This is a genomic window from Streptomyces sp. 2131.1 (assembly GCF_900105515.1).
Lineage (GTDB): Bacteria > Actinomycetota > Actinomycetes > Streptomycetales > Streptomycetaceae > Streptomyces > Streptomyces drozdowiczii.
Window position 1 is genome coordinate 6,032,231 of sequence record NZ_FNSY01000001.1, and the last position, 16,642, is coordinate 6,048,872.

The 16,642-nt window shown below is 65.4% G+C and carries 11 protein-coding genes and 3 rRNA genes; 12 read left to right on the forward strand and 2 right to left on the reverse strand.

The features are described 5' to 3' along the window. Window positions 1–26: 26 nt before the first annotated feature. Both ptsP and BLW14_RS27215 read right to left on the reverse strand, forming a co-directional pair. The gene (gene ptsP, locus BLW14_RS27210) at window positions 27–1,697 is read right to left on the reverse strand and encodes a phosphoenolpyruvate--protein phosphotransferase (protein ID WP_093709781.1); all 1,671 of its coding nucleotides are present in this window, start codon (window positions 1,695–1,697) and stop codon (window positions 27–29) included. Window positions 1,698–1,776: 79 nt separating this feature from the next. Then, window positions 1,777–2,226 (reverse strand): PTS sugar transporter subunit IIA, encoded by a 450-nt coding sequence (locus tag BLW14_RS27215; protein ID WP_093709782.1) that lies wholly within the window; start codon window positions 2,224–2,226, stop codon window positions 1,777–1,779. A gap of 687 nt (window positions 2,227–2,913) precedes the next feature. On the opposite strand from BLW14_RS27215, the gene BLW14_RS27225 reads away from it, so the two are divergent. The 12 genes from BLW14_RS27225 to BLW14_RS27280 all read left to right on the forward strand — a co-directional run bounded on the left by BLW14_RS27225 (window position 2,914) and on the right by BLW14_RS27280 (window position 16,624). After that, window positions 2,914–4,439: ribosomal RNA gene (locus tag BLW14_RS27225) — 16S ribosomal RNA — on the forward strand. 305 nt (window positions 4,440–4,744) lie between these two features. Then, a 23S ribosomal RNA gene (locus BLW14_RS27230) occupies window positions 4,745–7,870 on the forward strand. Between the two features lie 76 nt (window positions 7,871–7,946). Continuing rightward, a 5S ribosomal RNA gene (gene rrf, locus BLW14_RS27235) occupies window positions 7,947–8,063 on the forward strand. The 16S, 23S and 5S rRNA genes sit together here, the layout of an rRNA operon. Window positions 8,064–8,211: 148 nt before the next feature. Further along, a complete protein-coding gene (locus BLW14_RS27240; protein WP_093709783.1) occupies window positions 8,212–8,820 on the forward strand; it encodes a cardiolipin synthase ClsA in 609 nt (202 codons plus the stop codon). 112 nt (window positions 8,821–8,932) lie between these two features. Continuing rightward, window positions 8,933–11,428, forward strand: a complete 2,496-nt coding sequence (locus BLW14_RS27245; protein WP_093709784.1) for a mannose-1-phosphate guanyltransferase — start codon at window positions 8,933–8,935, stop codon at window positions 11,426–11,428. A 127-nt stretch (window positions 11,429–11,555) separates the two neighbouring features. Continuing rightward, a complete protein-coding gene (locus BLW14_RS27250; RefSeq protein WP_018522494.1) occupies window positions 11,556–12,458 on the forward strand; it encodes a DUF881 domain-containing protein in 903 nt (300 codons plus the stop codon). Continuing rightward, the gene (locus BLW14_RS27255; protein WP_018522495.1) at window positions 12,455–12,787 is read left to right on the forward strand and encodes a small basic family protein; all 333 of its coding nucleotides are present in this window, start codon (window positions 12,455–12,457) and stop codon (window positions 12,785–12,787) included. Before BLW14_RS27250 ends, BLW14_RS27255 begins: the two co-directional genes overlap by 4 nt. A 5-nt stretch (window positions 12,788–12,792) precedes the next feature. Continuing rightward, a complete protein-coding gene (locus BLW14_RS27260) occupies window positions 12,793–13,581 on the forward strand; it encodes a DUF881 domain-containing protein (RefSeq protein WP_093709785.1) in 789 nt (262 codons plus the stop codon). Between the two features lie 82 nt (window positions 13,582–13,663). Continuing rightward, window positions 13,664–14,527 (forward strand): FHA domain-containing protein, encoded by an 864-nt coding sequence (locus BLW14_RS27265; protein WP_239077934.1) that lies wholly within the window; start codon window positions 13,664–13,666, stop codon window positions 14,525–14,527. A 42-nt stretch (window positions 14,528–14,569) separates the two neighbouring features. Beyond that, a complete protein-coding gene (locus BLW14_RS27270) occupies window positions 14,570–15,310 on the forward strand; it encodes a transcriptional regulator FtsR (protein WP_093709787.1) in 741 nt (246 codons plus the stop codon). A 53-nt stretch (window positions 15,311–15,363) separates the two neighbouring features. Further along, window positions 15,364–15,840, forward strand: coding sequence for a bifunctional nuclease family protein (locus BLW14_RS27275; RefSeq protein ID WP_026171779.1), 477 nt, complete (start codon window positions 15,364–15,366; stop codon window positions 15,838–15,840). A 166-nt stretch (window positions 15,841–16,006) separates the two neighbouring features. Continuing rightward, window positions 16,007–16,624, forward strand: coding sequence for a MerR family transcriptional regulator (locus BLW14_RS27280; RefSeq protein WP_093709788.1), 618 nt, complete (start codon window positions 16,007–16,009; stop codon window positions 16,622–16,624). Window positions 16,625–16,642 lie beyond the last annotated feature (18 nt).

A 16,642-nucleotide genomic window follows, 5' to 3' on the forward strand; every position in this document is an offset into this window, starting at 1 on the left:
TTCACCACTCGGCGTCCGGCGCCGGACTACTCGCCCGACAGCACCGCCTGCGCCGCCCGGCGCGCTTCCTCGGCGGAGTCCGCCGCACGCGCGGCCGACGCGGCCCGCTCGCACTGTGCGAGCGTGTACTTGGCCAGTGTGGCGCGCACATAGGGAATGGAGGCCGCACCCATCGACAGGGAGGTGACACCCAGACCGGTCAGCACACACGCGAGCAGCGGATCGGAGGCCGCCTCGCCGCACACACCGCAGCTCTTGCCCTCGGCCTTGGCTGCCTCGGCGGACAGCGCGACCAGATCGAGCAGCGCCGGCTGCCACGGGTCCTGGAGCCGGGAGACGGCACCCACCTGACGGTCGGCGGCGAAGGTGTACTGCGCCAGGTCGTTGGTGCCCAGCGACAGGAACTCCACCTCCTGGAGCACCGAGCGCGCCCGCAGCGCGGCGGACGGGATCTCGACCATCGCACCGAACTTCGCGTTCAGTCCGGCTTCGCGGCAGGCATCGGCGAAAGCCTTGGCGTCCGCGCGGTCGGCCACCATGGGCGCCATGACCTCAAGGTGGACGGGGAGCCCCTCGGCCGCCTTCGACAGGGCGCTCAACTGGGTACGCAGCACGTCCGGGTGGTCCAGCAGGCTCCGCAGCCCGCGCACGCCCAGCGCCGGGTTCGGCTCGTCGGCCGGGGTCAGGAAGTCGAGCGGCTTGTCCGCCCCGGCGTCCAGCACCCGCACCACGACACGGCCCTCGGGGAAGGCCTCCAGCACCGCGCGGTACGCGGCGACCTGCTTCTCCTCGGACGGCGCCTGCTTGCTGTCGTCCAGGAAGAGGAACTCGGTACGGAACAGGCCCACGCCCTCCGCACCAGCCTCGACGGCCGCCGGCACGTCGGCGGGACCGCCCACGTTGGCGAGGAGCGGCACCTTGTGGCCGTCCGACGTGGCACCGGGACCGGTCGCGGCGGACAGCGCGGCCTTGCGCGCGGCGGCGGCGCTCTCCAGCTCGGCCCGCTTCTCGGCGCTCGGCTCGACGAAGATCTCGCCGGTGCTGCCGTCCACGGCGATCATCGTGCCCTCGGCCAGCTCACCGGCGCCGGGCAGAGCCACCACGGCGGGCACACCGAGCGCCCGCGCCAGGATCGCGCTGTGACTGGTCGGCCCGCCCTCCTCGGTGACGAAGCCGAGGACCAGCGTGGGGTCCAGCAGCGCCGTGTCGGCGGGGGCGAGGTCCCGGGCGATCAGGACATAGGGCTCGTCGCTGTCCGGGACACCCGGCATCGGCACGCCGAGCAGGCGCGCCACGATGCGGTTGCGGACGTCGTCGAGGTCGGCGACACGGCCGGCCAGATATTCGCCGGCACCCGCGAGCAGGGCCCGGTACGAGGCGAACGCGTCGTACACACCGCGCTCGGCCGTGCTGCCGACGGCGATGCGGCGCTCGACGTCGGCCATGAGCTCGGGGTCCTGGGCCATCATGGCCTGGGCCTCCAGCACGTGCTGGGCCTCGCCACCGGCCAGGTTGCCGCGCGCGATGAGGTCGGCGGCCACTGCCTCCACGGCCTGCCGGGCCCGTCCCTGTTCGCGCTCGGCCTCCTCGGCCGGGATCTGCTTGGCCGGCGGTTCGAGCACCGCGGTGCCCATGTGCCGTACCTCGCCGATCGCCACACCGTGGCTCACCCCTACGCCTCGCAGCGTTGTCTCCATTTCACCCGTCTCCGGTCGTGCGGCGGCCGTTGCCTCCGCGGTGGTGGATATCCAGTCGGCTTTCACTGCGCCGATCGCGTTACTGCCAACCGAACAGCGTGTCGCCGACCGCCACGTCGCCGCTCTCCACGAGGTCGGAGAGGGAGTCGGCCGTCGCCTCCAGCGCCACGATCGGGCACACCGGGGACTTGCCCGCCTTCTCGACGGCGGAGGGGTCCCACCGGACGATGCCCTGGCCGCGGGTGACGGTGTCGCCCTTGCTCACGAGCAGCTCGAAGCCCTCGCCGTTGAGCTGGACCGTGTCGATGCCGAGGTGCGTCAGCACACCGTGGCCCTCGCTGTCGACGACGACGAACGCGTGGGGGTGGAGGGAGACGACGATCCCGTCGACCGGGGCGATGGCCTCCGAGGCCTCGCGCACGGGGTCGATGGCGGTGCCGGGACCGACCATCGCGCCGGCGAAGACGGGGTCGGGTACGGCAGCGAGCCCAATGGCACGTCCGGCAAGAGGGGACGTAACAGTGGTCATGGGGGGCCTCCCAGTGGAGCTTCGAAGGTGCCGCCGCGGCTGGACAGGAGGACGGCGTACTGCTCAGCAGAGTAAGTCATAAGAAGTCCCGGTTCCGCCCGAGTCCGGACGGTTCGAGGACCTAGGGGCGCACCGGAAACGGTTTGCCTCGACTCCCGGCAGCCTGTACTGTCGTACTCCTGCCTGGCCCCAACGCGACTTTGAGTCGGGGGTCGGCAGCGGCTTATTGAGCCCAAACCCTAACCCGAAATCGGGCACCCGCATGTCTGCGGGGGGCCGGTCAGGGAGAGTGAAAAGGTTTGATAGAGTCGGAGTCGCCGGAAAGGGAAACGCGAAAGCGAAGAACTGGAAAGCGAAAATCGCTTGACCCGCTTCGACCGGGAATCGGACACGAAAGAGTCTGATAGAGTCGGAAACGCAAGACCGAAGGGAAGCGCCCGGAGGAAAGCCCGAGAGGGTGAGTACAAAGGAAGCGTCCGTTCCTTGAGAACTCAACAGCGTGCCAAAAGTCAACGCCAGATATGTTGATACCCCGGCCTGCTACGGCAGGTTGGTGGTTCCTTTGAAAGTCCTGCGAAACCTTCGGGTTCGGCAGGCAAAAACACAGCGAGGACGCAGTGGACAACGGGTCTTATTCCGGCCTTGTTGTTCCGCTCTCGTGATGTGTTCCCCGATTACGGGAAAACATTCACGGAGAGTTTGATCCTGGCTCAGGACGAACGCTGGCGGCGTGCTTAACACATGCAAGTCGAACGATGAAGCCCTTCGGGGTGGATTAGTGGCGAACGGGTGAGTAACACGTGGGCAATCTGCCCTTCACTCTGGGACAAGCCCTGGAAACGGGGTCTAATACCGGATAATACTTTCCTCCTCCTGGAGGAAGGTTGAAAGCTCCGGCGGTGAAGGATGAGCCCGCGGCCTATCAGCTAGTTGGTGGGGTAATGGCCTACCAAGGCGACGACGGGTAGCCGGCCTGAGAGGGCGACCGGCCACACTGGGACTGAGACACGGCCCAGACTCCTACGGGAGGCAGCAGTGGGGAATATTGCACAATGGGCGAAAGCCTGATGCAGCGACGCCGCGTGAGGGATGACGGCCTTCGGGTTGTAAACCTCTTTCAGCAGGGAAGAAGCGAAAGTGACGGTACCTGCAGAAGAAGCGCCGGCTAACTACGTGCCAGCAGCCGCGGTAATACGTAGGGCGCAAGCGTTGTCCGGAATTATTGGGCGTAAAGAGCTCGTAGGCGGCTTGTCACGTCGGTTGTGAAAGCCCGGGGCTTAACCCCGGGTCTGCAGTCGATACGGGCAGGCTAGAGTGTGGTAGGGGAGATCGGAATTCCTGGTGTAGCGGTGAAATGCGCAGATATCAGGAGGAACACCGGTGGCGAAGGCGGATCTCTGGGCCATTACTGACGCTGAGGAGCGAAAGCGTGGGGAGCGAACAGGATTAGATACCCTGGTAGTCCACGCCGTAAACGTTGGGAACTAGGTGTTGGCGACATTCCACGTCGTCGGTGCCGCAGCTAACGCATTAAGTTCCCCGCCTGGGGAGTACGGCCGCAAGGCTAAAACTCAAAGGAATTGACGGGGGCCCGCACAAGCAGCGGAGCATGTGGCTTAATTCGACGCAACGCGAAGAACCTTACCAAGGCTTGACATACACCGGAAAGCATCAGAGATGGTGCCCCCCTTGTGGTCGGTGTACAGGTGGTGCATGGCTGTCGTCAGCTCGTGTCGTGAGATGTTGGGTTAAGTCCCGCAACGAGCGCAACCCTTGTTCTGTGTTGCCAGCATGCCCTTCGGGGTGATGGGGACTCACAGGAGACTGCCGGGGTCAACTCGGAGGAAGGTGGGGACGACGTCAAGTCATCATGCCCCTTATGTCTTGGGCTGCACACGTGCTACAATGGCCGGTACAATGAGCTGCGATGCCGCGAGGCGGAGCGAATCTCAAAAAGCCGGTCTCAGTTCGGATTGGGGTCTGCAACTCGACCCCATGAAGTCGGAGTTGCTAGTAATCGCAGATCAGCATTGCTGCGGTGAATACGTTCCCGGGCCTTGTACACACCGCCCGTCACGTCACGAAAGTCGGTAACACCCGAAGCCGGTGGCCCAACCCCTTGTGGGAGGGAGCTGTCGAAGGTGGGACTGGCGATTGGGACGAAGTCGTAACAAGGTAGCCGTACCGGAAGGTGCGGCTGGATCACCTCCTTTCTAAGGAGCACTTCTTACCGGGTTTTGCCCGGTCAGAGGCCAGAACACCGGCGAATGTCCGGTGCTGGTAGCTCATGGGTGGAACGTTGACTACTCGGCACGGCAAGTTGTTTGTCACTAGTACTGCTTCGGCGTGGAACGTGTAGGACAACTGGTCGGGTCGGGCACGCTGTTGGGTATCTGAAGGTACGGGCTCGTTTGAGTCTGTCCTTCGGTTGCCGGCCCCAGTGCACTCACCTGGTAAGGGTGGGGTGATGGGTGGCTGGTCGTTGTTTGAGAACTGCACAGTGGACGCGAGCATCTGTGGCCAAGTTTTTAAGGGCGCACGGTGGATGCCTTGGCACCAGGAACCGATGAAGGACGTGGGAGGCCACGATAGTCCCCGGGGAGTCGTCAACCAGACTTTGATCCGGGGGTTTCCGAATGGGGAAACCCGGCAGTCGTCATGGGCTGTCACCCGCTGCTGAACACATAGGCAGTGTGGAGGGAACGAGGGGAAGTGAAACATCTCAGTACCCTCAGGAAGAGAAAACAACCGTGATTCCGGGAGTAGTGGCGAGCGAAACTGGATCAGGCCAAACCGTATGCGTGTGATACCCGGCAGGGGTTGCGCATGCGGGGTTGTGGGATCTCTCTTTCACAGTCTGCCGGCTGTGAGACGAGTCAGAAACCGTTGATGTAGGCGAAGGACATGCGAAAGGTCCGGCGTAGAGGGTAAGACCCCCGTAGCTGAAACATCAGCGGCTTGTTTGAGAGACACCCAAGTAGCACGGGGCCCGAGAAATCCCGTGTGAATCTGGCGGGACCACCCGTTAAGCCTAAATATTCCCTGGTGACCGATAGCGGATAGTACCGTGAGGGAATGGTGAAAAGTACCGCGGGAGCGGAGTGAAATAGTACCTGAAACCGTGTGCCTACAAGCCGTGGGAGCGTCGCTGTGTGTGCTTGCACATGCAGTCGTGACTGCGTGCCTTTTGAAGAATGAGCCTGCGAGTTTGCGGTGTGTTGCGAGGTTAACCCGTGTGGGGAAGCCGTAGCGAAAGCGAGTCCGAATAGGGCGATTCAGTAGCGCGCTCAAGACCCGAAGCGGAGTGATCTAGCCATGGGCAGGTTGAAGCGGAGGTAAGACTTCGTGGAGGACCGAACCCACCAGGGTTGAAAACCTGGGGGATGACCTGTGGTTAGGGGTGAAAGGCCAATCAAACTCCGTGATAGCTGGTTCTCCCCGAAATGCATTTAGGTGCAGCGTCGTGTGTTTCTTGCCGGAGGTAGAGCACTGGATAGGCGATGGGCCCTACCGGGTTACTGACCTTAGCCAAACTCCGAATGCCGGTAAGTGAGAGCGCGGCAGTGAGACTGTGGGGGATAAGCTCCATGGTCGAGAGGGAAACAGCCCAGAGCATCGACTAAGGCCCCTAAGCGTACGCTAAGTGGGAAAGGATGTGGAGTCGCAGAGACAACCAGGAGGTTGGCTTAGAAGCAGCCACCCTTGAAAGAGTGCGTAATAGCTCACTGGTCAAGTGATTCCGCGCCGACAATGTAGCGGGGCTCAAGCGTACCGCCGAAGTCGTGTCATTCCAGCATGTACCCCCAACGGGGGCTGGGATGGGTAGGGGAGCGTCGTGTGCCGGGTGAAGCAGCCGCGGAAGCGAGTTGTGGACGGTTCACGAGTGAGAATGCAGGCATGAGTAGCGATACACACGTGAGAAACGTGTGCGCCGATTGACTAAGGGTTCCTGGGTCAAGCTGATCTGCCCAGGGTAAGTCGGGACCTAAGGCGAGGCCGACAGGCGTAGTCGATGGACAACCGGTTGATATTCCGGTACCCGCTTTGAAACGCCCAATACTGAATCAGGCGATGCTAAGTCCGTGAAGCCGGCCCGATCTCTTCGGAGTTGAGGGTAGTGGTGGAGCCGACGAACCAGACTTGTAGTAGGTAAGCGATGGGGTGACGCAGGAAGGTAGTCCAGCCCGGGCGGTGGTTGTCCCGGGGTAAGGGTGTAGGACGCACGGTAGGCAAATCCGTCGTGCATGTAAGTCTGAGACCTGATGCCGAGCCGATTGTGGTGAAGTGGATGATCCTATGCTGTCGAGAAAAGCCTCTAGCGAGTTTCATGGCGGCCCGTACCCTAAACCGACTCAGGTGGTCAGGTAGAGAATACCGAGGCGTTCGGGTGAACTATGGTTAAGGAACTCGGCAAAATGCCCCCGTAACTTCGGGAGAAGGGGGGCCATCACTGGTGATCCGATTTACTCGGTGAGCTGGGGGTGGCCGCAGAGACCAGCGAGAAGCGACTGTTTACTAAAAACACAGGTCCGTGCGAAGCCGTAAGGCGATGTATACGGACTGACGCCTGCCCGGTGCTGGAACGTTAAGGGGACCGGTTAGCTGCTCTTCGGGGTGGCGAAGCTGAGAACTTAAGCGCCAGTAAACGGCGGTGGTAACTATAACCATCCTAAGGTAGCGAAATTCCTTGTCGGGTAAGTTCCGACCTGCACGAATGGCGTAACGACTTCTCGACTGTCTCAACCATAGGCCCGGTGAAATTGCACTACGAGTAAAGATGCTCGTTTCGCGCAGCAGGACGGAAAGACCCCGGGACCTTTACTATAGTTTGATATTGGTGTTCGGTTCGGCTTGTGTAGGATAGGTGGGAGACTTTGAAGCGGCCACGCCAGTGGTTGTGGAGTCGTCGTTGAAATACCACTCTGGTCGTGCTGGATGTCTAACCTGGGTCCGTGATCCGGATCAGGGACAGTGTCTGATGGGTAGTTTAACTGGGGCGGTTGCCTCCTAAAGAGTAACGGAGGCGCCCAAAGGTTCCCTCAGCCTGGTTGGCAATCAGGTGTTGAGTGTAAGTGCACAAGGGAGCTTGACTGTGAGACCGACGGGTCGAGCAGGGACGAAAGTCGGGACTAGTGATCCGGCAGTGGCTTGTGGAAGCGCTGTCGCTCAACGGATAAAAGGTACCCCGGGGATAACAGGCTGATCTTCCCCAAGAGTCCATATCGACGGGATGGTTTGGCACCTCGATGTCGGCTCGTCGCATCCTGGGGCTGGAGTCGGTCCCAAGGGTTGGGCTGTTCGCCCATTAAAGCGGTACGCGAGCTGGGTTTAGAACGTCGTGAGACAGTTCGGTCCCTATCCGCTGTGCGCGTAGGAATATTGAGAAGGGCTGTCCCTAGTACGAGAGGACCGGGACGGACGAACCTCTGGTGTGCCAGTTGTTCTGCCAAGGGCATGGCTGGTTGGCTACGTTCGGAAAGGATAACCGCTGAAAGCATCTAAGCGGGAAGCCTGCTTCGAGATGAGTATTCCCACCCTCTTGAAGGGTTAAGGCTCCCAGTAGACGACTGGGTTGATAGGCCAGATGTGGAAGCCCGGTAACGGGTGGAGCTGACTGGTACTAATAGGCCGAGGGCTTGTCCTCAGTTGCTCGCGTCCACTGTGTTAGTTCTGAAATAACGAACAGCCGTGTTGTTGCCCGGTGTTCAAATTTCAAGTGTTTCGGTGGTCATTGCGTTAGGGAAACGCCCGGTTACATTTCGAACCCGGAAGCTAAGCCTTTCAGCGCCGATGGTACTGCAGGGGGGACCCTGTGGGAGAGTAGGACGCCGCCGAACTCCTTTTAGGAAGAGCCCCGTGCCCTTGTGGCACGGGGCTCTTTCGCGTTTCCCCGGGGTACCCCCCGACCCCTGTGCACCGTCGGCGAGGGCTGAGGGTAGGGTCAGGGGGCATCATTGGCACGTTCTTGACACAGGAGGCCCCCCGGTGGAGGTCCAGGAGACCCGCGTTCAGACGGACCGGGTACTCACCATCCCCAACATCCTCAGCATGGCGCGTCTCGTCGGCGTGCCTGTCTTCCTGTGGCTGATTCTCCGCCCCGAGTTCGGCGGGCCCAAGAGTGATAGCTGGGCGTTGCTGGTCCTGATGTTCAGCGGCGTCAGCGACTACCTCGACGGCAAGCTCGCACGCCGGTGGAACCAGATCAGCAGCCTCGGCCGGCTTCTCGACCCGGCCGCCGACCGGCTCTACATCCTTTCCACTCTCGTTGGACTCACCTGGCGCGAGATCCTGCCTCTCTGGCTCACCATCGCCCTCCTCGCCCGCGAGCTGATGCTCCTCGTGATGGTGGGAATCCTGCGCCGGCACGGCTATCCGCCGCCCCAGGTGAACTTCCTCGGCAAGGCGGCCACGTTCAACCTCATGTACGCATTCCCCTTGTTGCTGCTCAGCGACGGGCATGGTTGGCTGGCAGAGGTGGCCACTGTTTTCGGATGGGCGTTCGCAGGGTGGGGTACAACCCTCTATTGGTGGGCAGGAATCTTGTACGTGGTTCAGGTCCGCCGCCTCGTCAAGGCGGATGCAGTAGCCGATTGAGCTCGTTCATGTGGTGCCGTGCAGCGTTGCCGGCCCGCAGCTGATGTCACAGAAGCTGCCCTGACGGGTCAAGTCGGCTCGACCGTCGTCTCTCAAGGAGGACGTTTCCGACATGAAGGCCGTCGTGATGGCTGGCGGCGAAGGCACTCGTCTTCGCCCTATGACCTCGAGCATGCCCAAGCCGCTCCTGCCTGTGGCCAACCGGCCGATCATGGAGCATGTGCTCCGACTGCTGAAACGGCACGGGCTCAATGAGACGGTGGTGACCGTCCAATTCCTCGCCTCACTGGTGAAGAACTACTTCGGGGACGGCGAAGAGCTCGGTATGGAGCTCAGCTATGCAAACGAGGAGAAGCCACTCGGCACCGCTGGCAGCGTCAAGAATGCCGAAGAAGCACTGAAGGACGACACCTTCCTCGTCATTTCCGGTGACGCGCTCACCGACTTCGACCTCACGGATCTGATCGCCTTCCACAAGGAGAAGGGCGGCCTGGTCACCGTCTGCCTCACCCGCGTTCCCAATCCCCTCGAATTCGGGATCACGATCGTGGACGAGGAGGGCCAGGTCGAACGGTTCCTGGAGAAGCCCACCTGGGGCCAGGTCTTCTCGGACACCGTGAACACGGGCATTTACGTCATGGAGCCCGAGGTCTTCAACTACGTCGAGGCCGATGCCTCCGTCGACTGGTCCGGGGACGTCTTCCCGCAGTTGATGAAGGAGGGCAAGCCCATCTACGGCTACGTCGCCGAGGGCTACTGGGAGGACGTCGGCACGCACGAGAGCTACGTCAAGGCCCAGGCCGACGTCCTGGAGCGCAAGGTCGACGTGGAGATCGACGGTTTCGAGATCTCCCCGGGCGTCTGGGTGGCCGAGGGCGCCGAAGTGCACCCCGACGCCGTGCTGCGGGGGCCGTTGTACATCGGGGACTACGCCAAGGTCGAGGCCGGCGTGGAGATCCGCGAGCACACGGTCATCGGGTCCAACGTCGTCGTCAAGAGCGGCGCCTTCCTGCACAAGGCCGTGGTCCACGACAACGTGTACATCGGCGACCACAGCAACCTGCGCGGATGCGTGGTCGGCAAGAACACCGACATCATGCGCGCGTCCCGTATCGAGGACGGCGCCGTCATCGGCGACGAGTGCCTCGTCGGCGAGGAATCGATCATCCAGGGGAACGTCCGCGTCTACCCCTTCAAGACCATCGAGGCCGGCGCCTTCGTCAACACCTCGGTGATCTGGGAGTCGCGTGGCCAGGCCCACCTCTTCGGAGCGCGCGGTGTCTCCGGGATCCTGAACGTCGAGATCACCCCCGAGCTGGCCGTGAGGCTGGCCGGCGCGTACGCGACGACGCTCAAGAAGGGGTCCACCGTCACCACCGCCCGGGACCACTCCCGAGGCGCCCGGGCCCTCAAGCGCGCGGTGATCTCCGCGCTCCAGGCCAGTGCCATCGACGTACGGGACCTGGAGAACGTACCGCTGCCCGTCGCGCGACAGCAGACCGCGCGCGGGAGCGCCGGCGGGATCATGATCCGGACCTCTCAGGGCGTGCCCGACTCCGTCGACATCATGTTCTTCGACGAACGCGGGGCGGACCTCTCCCAGGCCCGGCAGCGGAAGCTGGACCGTGTCTACGCCAGGCAGGAATACAGGCGCGCCTTCCCGGGCGAGATCGGGGACATCTACTTCCCGTCCAGCGTCTTCGACTCGTACACCGGATCGCTCCTGCGCAACGTCGACACCACGGGGATCGCCGACGCCCAGCTCAAGGTCGTCGTCGATGCCTCCAACGGCAGCTCGGGGCTCGTGCTGCCGAGCCTCCTGGGGCGGCTGGGCGTGGACGCGCTCACCATCAACCCCGGGCTCGACGAATCCCGTCCGACCGAGACGGCCGAGGCCCGGCGCAACGGACTCGTGCGCCTCGGCGAGATCGTCTCCTCGGCGCGGGCGGCCTTCGGTGTCCGCTTCGACCCGGTGGGCGAGCGGCTCTCGCTGGTCGACGAGCGGGGCCGGATCGTGGAGGACGACCGGGCCCTGCTGGTCATGCTCGACCTCGTCGCCGCCGAGCGGCGCAGCGGGCGGGTGGCGCTGCCGGTGACCACCACCAGGGTCGCCGAGCAGGTCGCCGCGTACCACGGCACACAGGTCCAGTGGACGACGACGTCGCCCGACGACCTGACGCGGGTGGGGCGTGAGGAAGGCACCATCTTCGGTGGAGACGGCCGCGGCGGCTTCATCGTTCCCGAATTCGCCGGCGTCTTCGACGGAACGGCCGCGTTCGTGCGGCTCATCGGGCTCGTCGCCAGGACCCAGCTCACGCTGAGCCAGATCGACGCCCGGATCCCGCGCGCCCATGTCCTGCGCCGTGACCTCGCGACGCCCTGGGCCGTGAAGGGGCTCGTGATGCGCCGGGTCGTGGAGGCGGCCGGGGACCGGGACGTCGACACGACGGACGGAGTACGGGTCGTCGAGGCGGACGGGCGCTGGGTCATGGTCCTGCCGGACCCGGCGGAAGCCGTCACGCATCTGTGGGCCGAAGGGCCCGACGACGCCTCCGCCGAGGCACTGCTCGACGAGTGGGCGGCCGTCGTCGACAGCGCGGGCGACTGACGCGGAGCCGCCGGGGCGGGTGAGTGAGAGCTCGCCCCGGCGGCGCACCGGCCGCCCCTTCCCGCGGGCGGCCGGCATCGGTGGGGCCATTCGGCGTAAGCCGCCGCGACATGCGACGATGTGCGGCATGTCGCAGCAGCCCCCCGGTCGGAGCACGGCCCCGCCGCCCAAGCGCCCCGACGCGTCCATGTTGCTGCTGACCAACGTGATGGAGCACAGCCTGGACGACGGGTACGCCGAAGCGGCGGCCCGGCGCGAGGCCGACGGACGTGCCGGCATGCCCCGTACGCTCAAGGCCAAGCTCGGCTTCGCGGCCTGCCTGGTCCTGGCCGCCCTGGTCGTCACGCTCGGTGCGGCCCAGGCGCGGGTGACCGCGCCGGTGCTGGCCAAGGAGCGGCAGGAGCTCATCGACCGCATCGACGCGGAGACGGCGGCGGCCGACACCCTGGAGACCCAGGTGGAGGAGGTCCGCGACGACGTGAGCAGGCGCCAGCGCAAGGCCCTCCAGGAACACGGGGGCGACCAGGGCGAGCTGGTGGCGCTGCTCTCCGGGGCGACGCCCGTGCACGGCCCCGGGATCAAGGTCGTCGTCGACGACGCCGAGGACACCGACCAGGGCGGCGGCGGGCCTCGCGAGACCAGCGGCTTCTCCGACACCGGACGCGTCCGGGACCGGGACATGCAGCGCGTCGTCAACGGCCTGTGGGAGTCCGGTGCCGAGGCCATCTCGATCAACGGACAGCGGCTGACCGCCCTGTCGGCGATCCGGGCCGCGGGTGACGCCATACTGGTCGACAACAGACCGCTCGTGCCCCCGTACACGGTGCTCGCGGTGGGGGACGGCAAGAAGCTGGCCGCGGCCTTCAAGGACAGCGCCGACGGCCAGTACCTTCAGACGCTCAAGGACAGCTTCGACATCAGGACGGCCATCTCGGTCCAGGAGAAGCTGAACCTCCCGGCCGCCCCGAGCCTGATCGTACGGACAGCAGAGCCATACAAGGCCGCAGACACAGGGAAGGGCACATCGTGATCGCCGTACTGGGCCTCGTCGTGGGAGTCGTGGTCGGACTGTTGGTCCGGCCCGAAGTTCCGGCAATGGTCGAGCCCTATCTGCCCATCGCCGTCGTCGCCGCGCTCGACGCGGTCTTCGGCGGGCTGCGGGCCATGCTCGACGGGATCTTCGTCGACAAGGTCTTCGTGGTCTCGTTCCTCTCGAACGTGGTCGTGGCGGCGCTCATCGTCTTCCTGGGCGACAAGCTGGGCGTGGGCGCCCAGCTCTCCACGGGTGTGGTGGTCGTGCTGGGCATCCGGATCTTCTCCAACGCCGCCGCGATCCGCCGGCACGTCTTCCGGGCCTGATGCCGATGAGCAACGACACGTTCAACGACGGCGGCGAGCGTCCGGACCGCCCGCGGGCCGATGCTCCCGAGGAGCTCACCGGGCGGCAGCGGCTGATGGCCGGTATCTGGCCGCCCCGGGTGACCCGCGCCCAACTCATCGTCGCCCTGCTGCTGTTCGTCCTCGGACTGGGGCTCGCCATCCAGGTGCGGTCCAACAGCGACAACAGCGCCCTGCGCGGTGCCCGCCAGGAGGACCTGGTGCGCATCCTCGACGAGGTGGACGACCGCACCCAGCGGCTGGAGGACGAGAAGCAGCGCCTCGACGCCCAGCGCACGGAGCTGGAGAACAGCTCCGACCAGGCCGAGGAGGCCCGGAAGCAGACCGTCGAGAAGGAGCGTCAACTCGGCGTGCTCGCGGGCACCGTGGCGGCCCACGGCCCGGGCATCACGCTCACGGTCGACGACCCCGGAGGCGCCGTGCGGCCCGACATGCTGCTCGACGCGCTCCAGGAGCTCAGGGCGGCAGGGGCCGAGGCCGTCGAGGTCAACGGTGTACGCGTGGTGGCCAATACGTACTTCTCCGGTGACGGGGGAGCGGTCAAGGTCGACGGCAAGAAGATCTCCGCGCCGTACGTCTTCAAGGTCATCGGCAAGCCGCAGGATCTGGAACCGGCGCTGAACATCCCCGGGGGTGTGGTGCAGACGCTGGAGAAGGAGCAGGCCACGGTGCATGTGGCCCGCGCCGACGACATTGTCGTGGACGCCTTGCGACCGGCGGAGCGGCCTGACTACGCTCGGTCGTCGGGCCAGTGATCCCCCGGCGCCCGTGCGTCGGGGAACACGAGCGGACGGTTGCGGGGGGTCGCCGCATCGTAATCGTGGCGCGTGGTGGAAACTGTCGAGTGGATACGGACGTTGTGAAGATGTCCGGGTCGGCAGGTGTGTTCATTCAGGGTTCGTCCTGCCCCACGGGCGGGTCTGTTTCGGTCAAGGGGAATCGCCCGTGAAGTTGTTTGGGAAGTTGTTCGGCAAGAGCGCCCGCGATGAAGCCGCACGTCATCGCGCGCCGCGCCATGGTCAGCCCGACGAGCAGGGCGCGGAGCGCCCGCTCTTCCGCGACCAGGTGGCAGGCCAGGGGGGTGACTACCCGGGTGGTCCCGGCGCGTCGTCCGTTGACCCTGCCGGTCCCGGCGCAATAGGTTTCGGAGCCCCGAGCCAGGAGGCTTCGTCCATGCCGGTGTGTACGAGGTGCGGCCACCGCAACGCCGAGGCCAGCCGTTTCTGCTCCAACTGCGGCGCGCCGCTGCGGGGCGGGGTCCCGGAGCGCGCCTCGGAGACGACGTCGACCATCTCGATCTCCGGCCTGGAGGCGTACGAGGCGGAGGCGACCGGCCAGACGGCCGTGCCGTCGCTGTCACCCGAGGCGCAGGCCGCGGTCGATGCCCTGCCGCTCGGCTCGGCGCTCCTGGTGGTGCGGCGCGGGCCGAACTCCGGCAGCCGCTTCCTGCTGGACGGTGAGCTGACCACGGCCGGCCGTCACCCGCAGAGCGACATCTTCCTCGACGACGTGACGGTCTCGCGCCGGCACGTCGAGTTCCGTCGCAACGCCGACGGCAGCTTCACCGTCGGGGACGTCGGCAGCCTCAACGGCACCTACGTCAACCGTGAGCGGATCGACTCCGTCGCTCTGTCCAACGGCGACGAGGTGCAGATCGGCAAGTACCGGCTGGTCTTCTACGCGAGCCAGCGGGGCATCTGACCCGCCCCCGGACACCGTCCGGGGGGAACCCCAGGAAGGTCCATGCTGAGAACACCGAGCGGCGGTGCCGGCCACGGCACCGCCGCCGACGACCGGCCGATGAGCATCGGCACGGTCCTCCTGCAGCTGCGGGAGGAGTTCCCCGAGGTCACCATCTCCAAGATCCGCTTCCTGGAGGCCGAGGGGCTCGTCGAACCGCAGCGGACCCCGTCCGGCTACCGGAAGTTCGTCGCGGCGGATGTCGAGCGGCTCGCCCAGGTACTGCGGATGCAGCGGGACCACTACCTGCCGCTCAAGGTCATCCGCGAGCACCTGGACGCCCTCGCCCGCGGCGAGCCGGTCTCCCTGCCCTCCCAGGACGGTGAGGGCGGGGAGACGGAGGGCGAGGGGCCCGGTGTGCCGGGCCGAGCCACGGCCGCCCGCATCGGGCGTGCCGAGCTCCTCGTCGCCGCCGAGGTCACCGAGAGCGACCTCGACGACTGGGAGTCGTACGGCCTCGTCGCACCCGCGCCCGACGGCGGCTACGACGCCGAGATGGTGACCGTCGCCAGGCTTGTGGCGGATCTGGGGCGATTCGGTCTGGAACCTCGTCACCTGAGGGCCATGCGGGCGGCCGCCGACCGGGAGGCGGGACTCATCGAGCAGGTGGTCGCGCCGCTTCGCCGGCACCGGAATCCGCAGACCAGAGCCCATGCCGAGGCGACCGCGAGGGAGCTGGCCGAGCTCTCCGTACGGCTGCATTCCGCCCTCGTGCACACAGCTCTGCGGGTACGGATGCACTGAAGCCGGACCAGCCCGACTACCCAAACCTGCCGAGCACGTCCTAGGGTTGCTGTGTGAACGAGCTCGACGTTGTGGGTGTCCGGGTGGAAATGCCCTCCAACCAACCGATCGTGCTTCTGCGTGAAGTGGGAGGCGACCGGTACCTCCCGATTTGGATCGGTCCTGGCGAGGCGACCGCGATCGCCTTCGCCCAGCAGGGCATGGCTCCGGCCAGGCCGCTGACCCATGACCTCTTCAAGGACGTGCTCGAGGCCGTCGGCCAGGAGCTGACCGAGGTCCGTATCACGGACCTGCGTGAAGGGGTTTTCTACGCGGAGCTGGTCTTCGCCGGCGGTGTCGAGGTGAGCGCGCGGCCTTCGGACGCGATAGCGCTCGCCCTGCGCACGGGCACGCCGATCTACGGCAGTGACGGGGTGCTCGACGACGCGGGGATCGCCATCCCCGACGAGCAGGAGGACGAGGTGGAGAAGTTCCGCGAGTTCCTCGACCAGATCTCTCCGGAGGACTTCGGTACGAACAACAGCCAGTGACGTCGACGGGGCCATCATCGGCACAAACGATGAGCCTTTCCCCGTCAACGGTCACGCGAAACCACCCTCAGGGTGATTATCACTCGGCGTGCCGAGTGTGGCGATCGTTGACGCACCCCTGGTGACTGCCTACCTTCGAGTGGGCAGGTCAAGGACGGAGGTCGGCGTGAGAAGCAGCGGCGACGGTACGGCAGCGGGTGCGCCGTATTCGCAGCAGGGGAGTACGGCCGACCGAACCATGAGGCAGTCGGCCGCGCCGGCTGCGGTGGTGGGGGGCGGCGTGGCATCGGCCGACGACATCGGCTATCGCGGGCCCACGGCGTGCGCGGCGGCGGGTATCACTTACCGGCAGCTCGACTACTGGGCCCGCACCGGTCTCGTCGAGCCGAGCGTGCGACCGGCGTACGGGTCGGGTACCCAGCGGCTCTACAGCTTCCGGGACGTCGTCCTGCTGAAGATCGTTAAGCGGTTCCTCGACACCGGCGTGGCGCTCCAGAACATCCGGACGACGGTCCAGCACCTGCGGGCCCGCGGTTTCCAGGACCTGGAACGCATGACGCTGATGAGCGACGGCGCGACGGTCTACGAGTGCTCCTCGCCGGCCGAGGTCGTCGATCTGCTCCAGGGCGGTCAGGGCGTCTTCGGTATCGCGGTCGGCGTGGTCTGGCGGGACGTGGACGCCGCGCTGTCCCAGCTGCACGGGGAGCGCGTGGATACGGGGGAGACCCTCGTGGGGCACAACCCCGCCGACGAGCTCGCCCGGCGCCGCAACCGGGCCGTCTGAGCCGCCCGGAGCCCGCCC